Annotated in this window: 9 protein-coding genes; all 9 read left to right on the top strand. The window is 40.9% G+C overall.

Annotated features, from left to right (window positions below; genetic code table 11):
• Nucleotides 1-68 precede the first annotated feature (68 nt).
• Nucleotides 69-755: a hypothetical protein gene (locus M3O96_RS14330; protein WP_249721597.1), complete on the top strand. Its 687-nt coding sequence runs from the start codon at nt 69-71 to the stop codon at nt 753-755.
• A complete protein-coding gene (locus M3O96_RS14325; RefSeq protein ID WP_249721595.1) occupies nt 742-2,382 on the top strand; it encodes a S8 family serine peptidase in 1,641 nt (546 codons plus the stop codon). Before M3O96_RS14330 ends, M3O96_RS14325 begins: the two co-directional genes overlap by 14 nt.
• A 55-nt stretch (nt 2,383-2,437) precedes the next feature.
• The gene (rpe, locus tag M3O96_RS14320; RefSeq protein ID WP_249721592.1) at nt 2,438-3,088 is read left to right on the top strand and encodes a ribulose-phosphate 3-epimerase; all 651 of its coding nucleotides are present in this window, start codon (nt 2,438-2,440) and stop codon (nt 3,086-3,088) included.
• A 153-nt stretch (nt 3,089-3,241) separates the two neighbouring features.
• On the top strand, nt 3,242-3,736 hold the full coding sequence (locus M3O96_RS14315) for a hypothetical protein (RefSeq protein ID WP_249721589.1): 495 nt from the start codon (nt 3,242-3,244) through the stop codon (nt 3,734-3,736).
• A 99-nt stretch (nt 3,737-3,835) separates the two neighbouring features.
• Nucleotides 3,836-4,822: a hypothetical protein gene (locus M3O96_RS14310; RefSeq protein ID WP_249721588.1), complete on the top strand. Its 987-nt coding sequence runs from the start codon at nt 3,836-3,838 to the stop codon at nt 4,820-4,822.
• A gap of 92 nt (nt 4,823-4,914) precedes the next feature.
• A complete protein-coding gene (gyrA, locus tag M3O96_RS14305) occupies nt 4,915-7,395 on the top strand; it encodes a DNA gyrase subunit A (RefSeq protein ID WP_249721587.1) in 2,481 nt (826 codons plus the stop codon).
• Between the two features lie 59 nt (nt 7,396-7,454).
• Nucleotides 7,455-8,663 (top strand): tetratricopeptide repeat protein, encoded by a 1,209-nt coding sequence (locus tag M3O96_RS14300; protein WP_249721586.1) that lies wholly within the window; start codon nt 7,455-7,457, stop codon nt 8,661-8,663.
• Nucleotides 8,664-8,791: 128 nt separating this feature from the next.
• Nucleotides 8,792-9,946, top strand: a complete 1,155-nt coding sequence (locus M3O96_RS14295; protein ID WP_249721585.1) for an acyloxyacyl hydrolase — start codon at nt 8,792-8,794, stop codon at nt 9,944-9,946.
• A gap of 183 nt (nt 9,947-10,129) precedes the next feature.
• Nucleotides 10,130-12,586, top strand: coding sequence for a PIG-L family deacetylase (locus M3O96_RS14290; protein WP_249721584.1), 2,457 nt, complete (start codon nt 10,130-10,132; stop codon nt 12,584-12,586).
• The last annotated feature ends 4 nt before the right edge of the window (nt 12,587-12,590 follow it).

The raw sequence follows: 12,590 nt of genomic DNA, 5'->3' as shown, positions 1-12,590 counted from the left end.
GAATTTTGGCTGCTAAGGTAAAAATTTCAGGTTAAAAATGTATTTTTGGCAACGCTTAGAACATGCTTATGCTTAAGATTCACCCACTTTACTTTCTTAGCCTGATTGCTCTTTTGTTTTCGTGTACCGAAACAGAGAAGCCAAAAACTGATTTTGGTATGGACTACCAACCACTTGAAGTGGGATTATTTTGGGAATATGAGGTGAATGAAACCATTGTATTTGGTGAAACTGACGAAGAAAGCAGTACTTATTTTCTGAAAGACAGGATTATTTACACTTATTTTAATGTCGAAAATGAGATGGTTTATGTGTTGGCCAGGGAAAAATCGACTAATGGAATCAACTGGGAAATTGTCGGGAATTATTTGATGCAATACCGAAACATGACCTTATTAAGGACCTTCGAGAACAAAAAGACGGTAAACTTGGTTTTTCCTCCTGAGTTGGATAAAACTTGGGATGCCCAAATCTTCAATTCCGGTAATCCCGATGAGTATGAAATTTCTTTTTTGGGTAAGACAGACATTGGTTCCCAATCTTTTTCCAAATCATTGAAAGTCCTTCAGGAAGAGGAAGATGATCAAATTACATTCAGGGATAACCGATATGAAGTATTTGCCAAAGGAATAGGTTTGGTAGAGCAGTACTATGAAGTTTTTACCTATTGCTCAAGAAATGATTGTCTAGGAAAAATGATCGTCGACTCAGGGAGGTTGACCCATTTAAAAATAAAAGAGTATGGCAAACTTTAATCGTTTTCTATTTTCAGTTTGCTGTTTTTTGGTTGTTTCCATTTCTTATGGGCAAAATAGGTATGCCGTTCATTTTAAATATAAGCCTCAAGATTCATATTCTTTAAACCGACCTTCTGAGTTCTTATCCCAAGAAGCTGTCGAAAGAAAAGCTAGATTTGATATACCAATTGACAGTCTTGACTTGCCTGTTTCATCAAAATATGTTTCAGGTTTAGCCTCGAAATCGTCAAAAGTCCTTTACCATATCAATTGGATGAATGCAAGCTTGGTAGAAGCTGATCCGGCAAAAATCTCTGAAATCGCCGCCTTGCCCTATGTAGAGAAGGTGGTCTTGGCAGCTCCTGGCATGAGTTCGGCTGCAAGAATAGGAATTAGTAATAAAGTCGGTTTTAATTCCTCTTTTAAGTCAAATTCAAAAACTGAAGCAACACCCTATGACTTTCAAAATGACCTGATAGGCATTCCCGCCATGCATGCAGAAGGTTTCAAAGGAAGTGGGATTATGATTGCGGTTTTTGATGCAGGTTTCCCCGGAGTCAATACCATTCCTGCTTTTTCACATTTGTTTACCAATAATCAGATAGTAGCTACCGGTGATTTTGTACATCTGGGTAACAGCAATGTTTACAATTACAACCAGCATGGGACAAATGCAATGTCTTTGATCGCTGCCAATCAGGAAAACCTTCTCGTATCCGGAGCTCCTGAGGCAAGATATATTTTGGCAATTACTGAAGACGTACCCACCGAATACCGGATTGAAGAATACAACTGGGTTCGAGCAGCTTCTTGGGCTGACAGTCTTGGAGTTGATATCATCAGCAGTTCCTTGGGTTATTGGGATTTTGATGATCCAAGTATGGACTATACCAAAGCCGATCTGGATGGCAAAACAGCCACTGTCACCATTGGTGCAGGCATAGCTGCTACCAAAGGAATTCTGGTTGTAAACAGTGCCGGGAATTATGGTTCCCGAGGTGCTATTTCGATTATTGCCCCAGCTGATGCCGAGGGGATTTTATCAGTAGGCGCAGTCAATTCCGACCTTGTCAGGGCAGGGTTCAGTTCACAGGGTCCGACCGCTGATGGTAGGTTCAAGCCTGAAGTTTCTGCTTTTGGCAACAGCGCACAGGTAATCCGTTCAAATGGAACGTTAGGCCCTTCCAATGGCACCTCGTTCTCCGCTCCACAAATCGCTGCTTTGGCTGCCGGATTGTGGGAGGCGCGTCCAGATTGGTCCAAAGATGATTTGATCAAATATATTTTGAGGAGTTCAAGCCAATATGATAACCCTGATAATCTTTTAGGTTATGGTATTCCTGATTTTTCAAAAGCATATTTTGGAGAGATTTTGAGCATTTTGACTTTGGGAAAAGAAAGTGATTTCAAGGTTTATCCCAATCCTTTGAGTGGAGGAGACCTTTTTGTTCAATTTGGGAAAAGTCTTGCCGGTGAATTTTCCTTATATGATGTCAATGGTGCGGAAATCCAAAAAATTGAGATCCAAAGGGCATCTGTGGACCAACCTTTTGAAATCAGTCTTCCCATGATTCCAAAGGGGATGTTTTTGGTCCAGATGCAATCAGGCCGTGAGGTCAAAAGGACAAAATTATTGAAAAGGTAAGAAGCCACGGCTTTTTTTATTTCCTTTGCAGGCAGTTTCCTTAACCAGCTCTTTCATGCCTGTTCAAATTGCCCCTTCCGTTTTGGCATCAGACTTTGCCAATCTCCAGAGAGAAATAGAAATGCTCAATGCCTCTGAGGCTGATTACATCCACGTAGATATCATGGATGGGGTATTTGTGCCAAATATTTCCTTTGGTATTCCTGTTACCCAAGCCATTCACAAACATGCCACCAAACCATTGGATGTGCATCTGATGATAGTCGATCCCGATAGGTATCTGGAAGCTTTTCAAAAAGCGGGCGCACATATTATTTCAGTTCACCTGGAGGCTTGTAACCATTTGCACAGAACACTGCAGGCGATCAAAGGTTTGGGTTGCAAGGCAGGTGTCGCGATCAACCCTCACACACCTATCAGTCTTTTGGAGGAAGTTATTCAGGATATTGACCTCGTGTGTGTCATGTCTGTCAATCCCGGTTTTGGCGCACAAAAATTTATTGAGAGAACCTACGAAAAAGTATCACAGCTTAAGTCTTTGATCTATAAAAAAGGAACATCTACGCTGATAGAGATCGACGGAGGAGTAAACCTAGCTAACGCTCCCTTACTCATTGCTGAAGGAGCAGATGTATTGGTAGCAGGTAATTTTGTATTCACAGCCAAGGACCCAATACAAACTATCCGTGAACTTAAGAGTCTTTGATTAAGATAAAATTTTGACTCCCTTTTATAAAAGATATATTCCATTCAACAATTTTTAAGGAATTTTTTGAGTTGTTATGGTTGCAATAGAGGTGGCTAGCACGTTTATTGGATAAAGTTTCCGTATTAAATCTTAACCAAAACCATTTTAAAAATGAAAAGAGTAATCATATTGACATTCCTAATTGCTGGATTGATAAATTTTAACTCATTCGCGCAAGAGGCGACAGAGGAAGTGACCGAAGAAGAGATTTTGAAATTTGCTACTATGGAGGAATCTGTTGCAAATTTTTTAGCTGAGAAACAGGAAGAGTTGGTGGAAATGATCAAAGGAGATTCTACTTTGGGCGGAGCCGGCAGGTACAATGAGATCAAAGCAGCATGGGGTAAGGATGATAAACTTACCGAAATAAAAATTACAGATGAAGAGAAAGCCTCCTTTCAAAGAATTCAAGATTTCATGGATTCATTGGGTGAATCAGTAAGAGATTATAAAGTTGAATTCATCAAAGATTCTGAGAAATTGGGAGCAGGAACTTATAATAAGATCATGAAAGCGAAATCTGCTGATCCAAGTCTAAATGAGAAAATCAACAACTTGATTTCAGAGCTTAAACAAAAGCGGGAATCAGAAGATGGAAAAGCATAATATTTTGAGTCAGCATAAATTGAAAAGGCTTCCAATATTGGAGGCCTTTTTTGCTTTAGTCAAGGTATTGTTTTTAATTTCGCCCTCGTTATCATCCATATGAAAAAATCATTTGCTCTGATTTGCGTTTTGTTTTTGTGTATCCACCTTGTTCATGGTCAGGACGATGATATTTTTGGATTGGATTCCAGGGCAAAATCAAAAACCAGAAAGAGTCAAAGCAACATTGGGAATGTTTTTAGAAATGCCATTGGAAATTTCAGTTTTGAAGTTTTTTCAGGAGGCTCGTTCCATACCAACAAAATGGGGTTTAATTCCTCCTCACCTTCTTTGTATCCTATCCGGCAGTTTCAAAATCCGGATGTACCCCAAAGCGTAAATCCGGGTGATACCCTGACTTTTGCGAGAAGCAGTTTTGCTATTCCGATCAATGCTGCCATAAAATTAAACTTTTTCAATACCCTGACCCTCGGTGCAGGTTATGGAAGGGAATTTGGACAGATGGCTAATCTGCGATCGGGTGATCTGGAATTCCAGTTTCAGCAGCCAAGCTACACGTTGGATAGGGCTTTTGGGTCGATTGGTTTGGTTCTTTATGATGCCAGGAAGAGAGCCAAATTTCTCCAATGGAAATACAAAGCTTTTGATTCCAATAACCTCATGATGCAGTCCGAAAAAAACCAGAGAATCAGGCAGATATACCCTTGGAGATTCGTTGCAGAAAGCGAGTTTGGGAATGTCTACATGAGGAAGAATTTCGATCCTTCGATCAATACCGATAACCAGTCATTTTTCAATATTGCCCTGAGGATTGAAAAAGAGTTTTCGGAATACACCAGATTTTTTGTCAAAACAGGAGCAGAATTTAGAAACTACAATTTCCAGACCGAAATTCAGGAAGAATTCCAGACCATTGGTCAAAATCTTTTTTTTGCTCAGTTTGGTTTATCGATCAGCCTCCCTAGTACCAAAAGATGTAAAGTTCCCGGTTGTGGGGTAGTAATGAAGCACTTGCATGGAGGAGTAGAGTACCGAGGGAGTTCGATTTGGCAACAACAAAACCGAAGGGTGGGACAGTGGTATTGATGCGTAATCAAAACCCACCACAAGATCGCTTTACCTTTTTAAAACCGTATTCTTTTTATTAACTTGCAGGCTTATTGATCACCTTTTAAAATATGGCGCAAGGAGAAAACGAGAATATAATCCCCATTAATATTGAGGATGAAATGAGAGGAGCGTACATCGATTATTCGATGTCAGTCATTGTTTCAAGAGCTTTACCTGATGTAAGAGATGGCCTTAAGCCTGTTCACAGAAGGATACTTTTTGGCATGCAGGAATTGGGTGTCATGCACAATAAACCCTACAAGAAATCTGCGAGAATAGTTGGAGAAGTATTGGGTAAATATCACCCCCATGGTGATTCAGCAGTATACGAGACCATGGTCAGAATGGCCCAACCTTGGTCCTTAAGATACCCTTTGGTAGATGGACAAGGTAACTTTGGGTCCGTGGATGGAGATAATCCCGCGGCCATGCGTTACACTGAAGCAAGGCTTAAAAGAATCGCAGAGGAATTGCTGATTGATATCAACAAAGAAACAGTAGACTTTCAATTCAATTTTGACGATTCTTTAAAAGAACCGATTGTTTTGCCAGCCAAAATCCCTGCGCTTCTTTTGAATGGATCTTCCGGCATAGCAGTAGGTATGGCCACCAACATGGCTCCCCATAATTTGGGAGAGGTTGTAAGTGGAATCATTGCATTTATTGAAAACAGGGATATTACCATCCCTGAACTCATGGAATATATCATAGCCCCGGATTTTCCTACAGGAGGTATTATCTATGGCTATAATGGCGTAAAAGCAGCCTTTGAAACAGGCCGAGGTAGAGTGGTCGTGAGAGGCAAGGCTGAAATCGAAACCAAAGACAACGGCAGAGAAGCTATCATCATCTCTGAAATCCCCTATTTGGTCAACAAGGCCAATATGATCGAGAAAACGGCAGCTCTGATCAATGAAAAGAAAATAGATGGCATTTCCGCTATTAGGGACGAATCCGACCGTCAGGGAATGAGGATTGTTTATGAGTTGAAAAGGGATGCTATATCAAGCGTGGTATTGAACAACCTTTACAAGCAGACGCAGCTGATGACCTCTTTTTCAGTCAACAACGTCGCCTTGGTTAAAGGAAGGCCCCAGACGCTCAACCTGAAAGATATGATCTTCCACTATGTCAATCACAGGCATGAAGTGGTCATCAGAAGGACAGAATATGAACTCCGTGAGGCCGAAAAAAGAGCCCATATCTTGGAAGGTTACCTGATTGCATTGGACCACCTTGATGAGGTGATTTCATTGATCAGGAGTTCAAGGGATCCAGAAACAGCCAGAAATGGTTTGATGGAAAGATTCACTTTAAGTGAGATTCAGGCCCGTGCCATATTGGACATGCGATTGCAGCGTCTTACCGGCATGGAAAGAGATAAAATCCAGGATGAATACAATGAGATTATGACATTGATCATTGACCTCAAAGATATCTTGGGAAGTGAAGAACGCAGGATGCAAATCATCAAGGATGAACTCAATGAGATCAAAGAAAGGTATAATGATGCCCGAAGGACAACCATAGAGCATAATGCTGAAGATTTCAGTTATGAGGATATGATCCCAAATGAGGAGGTCATCATCACCGTATCTCACCAAGGATATATCAAAAGGACAGCACTCACAGAGTACAGGTCTCAGGGAAGAGGGGGAGTGGGTTCCAAAGGTGCCATCACCAAACAGGATGATTGGACAGAATATTTGTTTACAGCTTCTACCCATAATTACCTGTTGATCTTCACTGATCTGGGTAAGTTGTTTTGGCTTAAAACCTATGCGATCCCCGAAGGAGCAAAGGCTACCAAAGGAAGGCCGATCCAAAACCTGATTAATATTACCTCAGAAGATAAAATTAGGTCAATTATCCAGGTGGGTGATTTAAACGATATGGATTATATCACCAATAATTTTTTGGTGATGGTTACAACAAAAGGTATCATCAAAAAAACTACTTTAGAGCAATATTCCAGACCAAGGACAAATGGAATTATCGCTCTGAATATCAGAGAAGATGACCAATTGCTCCGTGTGGAAATGACCACAGGGGATTCCCATATTATCATCGCCGCCAAATCAGGCAGAGCAGTCCATTTCCATGAGTCTAAAGTTAGACCGATGGGCAGAACTGCTACCGGTGTCAAAGCAATAACGTTAACGGATGTTAATGACGAAGTGGTTGGCATGGTATGTGCAGCGAGAGAGGATGCTACACTGTTAGTAGTCTCTCAAAAAGGCTATGGAAAGCGCTCCTTGATAGAGGAATACAGGATTACCAACCGGGGTGGAAAAGGTGTAAAAGCCATGAATATCACGGAAAAAACTGGGTACCTTGTAGCTATCAAAGAAGTCGTAGACAGTGATGATTTGATGATCATCAATAAATCAGGGATTACAATCAGAACTCCAGTGTCTGAGTTGAGAGTAATGGGAAGGGCTACACAGGGGGTAAGGTTGATTAAATTAAGCGAAAGTGATGAGATTTCTTCAGTTGAAAAAATCACTAGGGACGAAGAGGACGAGGTAGAAGCTACTCCGGAATCATAATCCAATACTTTATAATTGAAACCAATACAGAACCAAACAATTAGCAAAAAAGAAAACAAATGAAAAAGGTAATCTTATCAATGGCACTGGTTGCATTTGCAACTGTTGCTTTTGCCCAAAAGAAAGTGGTCAGTTCCGCTGAAAAGAACTTCAAAAAAGGAGATCTTGAAGTTGCGATATCAGAGGTAAATGCTGCCCTCGAAAATGCTGAAACCAAGGATAATCCGGAAACAACACTCCTGAAAGCAAAGATCTTGACAAAGCAGTACAGTCTTGATTCTACTAACGCCATGTCCACGGTAGAAACTGGAAGAAGTGCTCTCCAGAATTTCAATAAAGCTATGGAAATGTCCGGCAACAGCAAGGAGAGTAAAGTAGGTAAAGAAGTTAACAAAGAAGATCTTCCTGATCTTCCAGAAGTCCTCAGACCCTATTCACTCTACACCTTAAAAAACCAGACTTTCAATAAAGCTGCGGAAAGTTACGAAAATGAGGACATAGATATGGCATATGAGTTTTTTAACCTCATGAGCGAAATCGATCCTACAGATACTACCGCTATGTTTAATGCTGGTTATATTGCCAACGAACTGGGTCGATATGATGATGCAAAGAAGCAATTCATCACATTGATTGAAAACAAAGATTATAACAAGTTGAGTTCTTACTACCTGTTGATCCAAATCATCAGTGCGGAAGATAAGAATCCAGAAGAGGCTTACAAATATGTAACGCGTGCTAGGGCAGATTATCCTGAAGACAAAACCCTTTCTGAATTCGAAGTTCAATTGTTATTGCAAATGAACAAAATGGAAGAGGCTATGGCTTCAGTCAAAGAGGCATTGGTAGATGATCCAAATAATGCCGGTCTTCTGTTAAGATACGGTTACCTCTTAGAGCAGTCAGGCGATATGGCTGGCGCTTTGACGGAGTACAAAAAATCTGTGGAAGCTGATCCAAATTTCTTCGAGGGCAACTACTATACTGGGGCGATCTTCCTTGATCAAGCAAGAGAAATTTTGGCAAAAATCAATGACCTTTCGGACGATGAATGGGAGAAAAACGCACCTACAATGACAAAGACAGCTGAAGGATTGTATGCTGAAGCAGTTCCTTATTTCGAAAGAGCTTTGTCTTTAAAACCAGATAATGTTGAAATAATGGAGATTTTGTTTAACATCCATTCAAGATTGAAAAACACTTCTGAGGTTGATAAGTATAATAAAATGCTTGTCGCTAAATTAGGAGCCGATTGGGCTGAAAAGTAATTATCCCTACTAAAAATTGATATTGGAAACCGCCAGAAATGGCGGTTTTTTTTGTTAACGCCAATTCATTTTGTTTCCACCGTTTAAATTTTCATTTTTGAAGACCCAAACAAAAAAATCCTTTTTAAATGCCTTCAAAACCTTTGGTCAGTGGATGGATTTTCCTCTTGGTTTTTCCGGTCTATTTTGCCAATGCTTTTTCATCTCTAGATACCACAATCCATAATCCAATATTCCAAAAGCACCTCAGCCTATTGATGGAAACCGGTCCTATGATTCCCAAGAATACCGATTGGGGAGAATTCATCAACAACGGGTTGAATTACACTGCACTTGATCTCCGGCTTGGGTTTAAGAATACCCGAAAAAATATCTATAACCAGATTTACAGGTATCCGACCTATGGTTTTGGACTTTATACAACAACCTTCAAAAATGACTATATCGGCCAACCCAATGCCTTCTATGCCTATGCGGACCTTCCTTTTACCAAAACCTATCTCAAAGGAAGACTGAGTTATAGCTATTTTGCGGCTTTTGGGCTTGCTTTTAATTTCAAACCATATGACCCTGACAATAATCCGATAAACCAATTTATTGGTTCCCATAAAAACGGGTATGTCCATGTCGGGTTCTCTATGCGTTATGCGCTTTCGCCTTGGCTTGAATTAGAGACGGCAATTGGGCTGAAGCATTTTTCAAATGGCTCGATCAAGAAGCCCAATTCCGGTCTGAATTTTATTCCTTTTTCTATCGGTCTAAAGTCAGCCCTCAACCGGGCTTATTTTGACAAATCCAATTTGTCTGATTTCCCAAAGTACATCCCAAACAGCCATGTGAATGTATGGACTTCTGTGGGGGCCAAAAATTATGAAATCGGCGGTGATGTCTACCTGAAATGGGGTTTCAGTGTCAATTACCTCAAACAGCGAGGCTATAAGTTAAGATATGGATTGGGTGTGGATATGTTTTATGCAGACAATGGGGTTTTGCCAGGCAATTGGGAAAAGACCGGGTTTATGGATAAAGCCTCCTTTGCCCTTGTCGCTTCAGGAGAATGGGTTTTAAAAAGAAATTTTTCAATTCCTTTAGGAATAGGGGTTTACATGCACCGCAATTATTTCAATGACGAACCTAGTGCTTATTATGAAAGGGTGGGTGTCAGATACAGATTTTCCAAGCAAATGTTTGCCGGCATCACTCTCAAAGCACATGGTTTCAGGGCTGATTTTTTTGAATGGACAATAGGCTACTCTATTTTTAAGGATAAGAATAGATATTGACAGTCCATGGTTGATAGACGATAGTTCATTAGTTAAGGATAGGTAATTCATTGTTAATAGTGAAAACGGGTTCAATAGGTGATAATCATTAAGAAATTTTAACAACGGCCAAAACCCACTGATATAAAAAATAGTTTTTTTTGCTAATTGCTTGCCTTACATTTTACCCAAATATTGAAAAACATGAAGATTCAAAAGTACTGGCTATTTTGCTTATGTTACCTTTTCGTATTTCCGATTTTTGCCCAATCCAACTCTTCTTCAAAGATTTACCATAACCTCCTTAGGTTCCAAGAGACCAAGCGGATATTATTTGTTGCGGCGCATCCTGATGATGAGAACACGAGACTGATTGCATACCTAGCCAATGCTGAGCATGCCGAAGTAGCATATCTTTCCCTGACAAGGGGAGATGGCGGTCAAAACCTGATTGGCAGTGAATTGGGCATAGAATTGGGTATGATCCGTACCCAAGAGCTTTTGAGAGCAAGAGAAACAGATGGAGGCAGGCAATTTTTTACCAGAGCTTTGGACTTTGGATTTAGCAAAAACCCGGACGAAACTTTCAACAATTGGGATAAAAAGAAACTCCTTTCAGACGTAGTCTTCATCATCCGTAAGTATCAACCTGATGTCATTCTCAACAGGTTCAATACCATACCCGGCACCACGCATGGGCACCACACTAGTTCGGCAATGCTTTCTGTGGAAGCATTTGAACTCGCCGCCGACAAGAATGCCTTTCCGGAGCAACTCAAATATGTCTCTGTATGGCAGCCCAAGAGTGTGTTTTGGAATGCCTACAATTGGGGTGGCCAATACGAACCCGAAGAAGGAAAAACTTATCATAAGTTTTTGGTGGGTGAGTACAATCCCTTGCTTGGAACGACTTATTCCAAGATCGCTGCAGACAGCAGGACCATGCACAAATCCCAAGGCTTCGGATCGACCTCACAGATTGGTCAAGGAAATGACTTTATCGAATTGATCAAAGGTACTCCATTTAAATCCCATCCTTTTGAAGCGATAGAAAGCCGCTGGAAAGAACTTCCAAACGGGACTGAAATCACCATGGCCATCAAAGCGGTTCTCGAAGGTTTTGACTTTGTCCAACCTGAAAAAAACCTTGAAGGCCTGTTGAAAATCAAAACACTCCTTGATTCCCAAAAATCCTCAGCCATTTGGCTGACCGAGAAAAAAATCTTCCTTGATGGGCTGATTTTGGAAACCTTGGGCATCATGGCGGAATTCAATATCAAGAAAGAAATTGGCTATCCTGGCGAGAAAATCAACGCAGAATTCGTCATCAATAACCCTGCACAATCTGTGGTGTTGGTCCAGTCATTTGATGGACTTCTTTTCAATACCTCAATCAATAGAGATATTAATGCTAATGTTCCTCTGACTTTGCCCATAGAAATCCAGATACCAAAAGACTATCCTGTTTCCCAACCTTTTTGGTTAGAAAAACCGCTGGATGGGGCATTGTTCAATATCACAGAACCCGAGAAAATCGGAAAGCCCAACAATAGTGCAAGTATCACGGGTGTTGTTTCCCTCGAAATAGGATCACAAAAAATCAGGATGGAGCTCCCACTCCAATACAAATACAATGATCAGGTGGATGGTGAGGTAAAGCAGCCATTTACATTGGTGCCTGAGGTCAACGTACACCTTGACAAAGCAAACCTTTTTCTTGTCAATGGGGCAGAGCAAAAACTCCATGTAGAGGTGAATTTTAGAGACAAGATATTAGATGGGGATCTGAAATTAAATGGTTTGGCAGCTAATCATTACCGCATTGTAAGCGCTGAAAAGGATGAAAGAAGAAAGAGGACGCTCTACACCCTCGACATTTTGGATTCTGATCAGGAGAAAAAGCAGGTGTTGGTGACATTCAGGACCAAAGACGGCAGGGAATTCAACCAGGACACCAAAAGGATTTCATACAAACACATACCCAACCTGACTTATTTTACCAGTACCTCATTGGGTGTGGTAAAAACAGACCTGAAAGTATCCGGTCAAAAGATCGGTTACATCAACGGTGCCGGAGACGATGTGGCCGGGTTACTGAAAAACCTTGGCTATCAGGTTAGTATTCTGGAAGATTCCGATATCCGAAAAGACAGGCTTAAGGCCTTTTCTACAATAATCATTGGTATCCGGGCATTCAATGTCAATCAAGCCCTTGCATCCAATGTGGACCAATTGATGGAATACGTGAAAGAAGGCGGGAACCTAATTGTGCAGTACAATACCGGTTCACCATTGCTGACCAAAGATCTTGGCCCTTATCCATTTTCAATATCAAGAGAAAGGGTGACTGTCGAAAATTCTCCGATTAAGGTAGATTATTCATATCCGATTTTGGCTGGACCAAACAAAATCACAGCAAAGGATTTTGAAGGATGGGTGCAGGAAAGGGGACTTTACTTCACTGCAAATTGGGATGCGAATTACAGCGCCCCGATTGCTTTTCAAGATCCGGGGGAAGAATTCTTCCATGGTTCTTTGATCCATACCAAATATGGAGCGGGTACTTATACCTATTCTGGGATTTCCTGGTTCCGTCAGCTGCCTGCGGGCGTTCCCGGGGCTGTCAAATTATTCGTCAACTTGATTGAGCAAGGAAAATGAAAGA

This window comes from Aquiflexum sp. TKW24L (genome assembly GCF_023502205.1).
Lineage (GTDB): Bacteria > Bacteroidota > Bacteroidia > Cytophagales > Cyclobacteriaceae > Cognataquiflexum.
The sequence above is the reverse complement of the archived record's forward strand: the minus strand, read 5'-3'. Positions and strand labels throughout refer to the sequence as shown.

Coding starts and splice junctions, on each gene's coding strand:
- M3O96_RS14330 (WP_249721597.1), top strand. CDS start 69: ATGCTTAAGATTCACCCACTTTACTTTCTTAGCCTGATTGCTCTTTTG.
- M3O96_RS14325 (WP_249721595.1), top strand. CDS start 742: ATGGCAAACTTTAATCGTTTTCTATTTTCAGTTTGCTGTTTTTTGGTT.
- rpe (WP_249721592.1), top strand. CDS start 2,438: ATGCCTGTTCAAATTGCCCCTTCCGTTTTGGCATCAGACTTTGCCAAT.
- M3O96_RS14315 (WP_249721589.1), top strand. CDS start 3,242: ATGAAAAGAGTAATCATATTGACATTCCTAATTGCTGGATTGATAAAT.
- M3O96_RS14310 (WP_249721588.1), top strand. CDS start 3,836: ATGAAAAAATCATTTGCTCTGATTTGCGTTTTGTTTTTGTGTATCCAC.
- gyrA (WP_249721587.1), top strand. CDS start 4,915: ATGGCGCAAGGAGAAAACGAGAATATAATCCCCATTAATATTGAGGAT.
- M3O96_RS14300 (WP_249721586.1), top strand. CDS start 7,455: ATGAAAAAGGTAATCTTATCAATGGCACTGGTTGCATTTGCAACTGTT.
- M3O96_RS14295 (WP_249721585.1), top strand. CDS start 8,792: ATGCCTTCAAAACCTTTGGTCAGTGGATGGATTTTCCTCTTGGTTTTT.
- M3O96_RS14290 (WP_249721584.1), top strand. CDS start 10,130: ATGAAGATTCAAAAGTACTGGCTATTTTGCTTATGTTACCTTTTCGTA.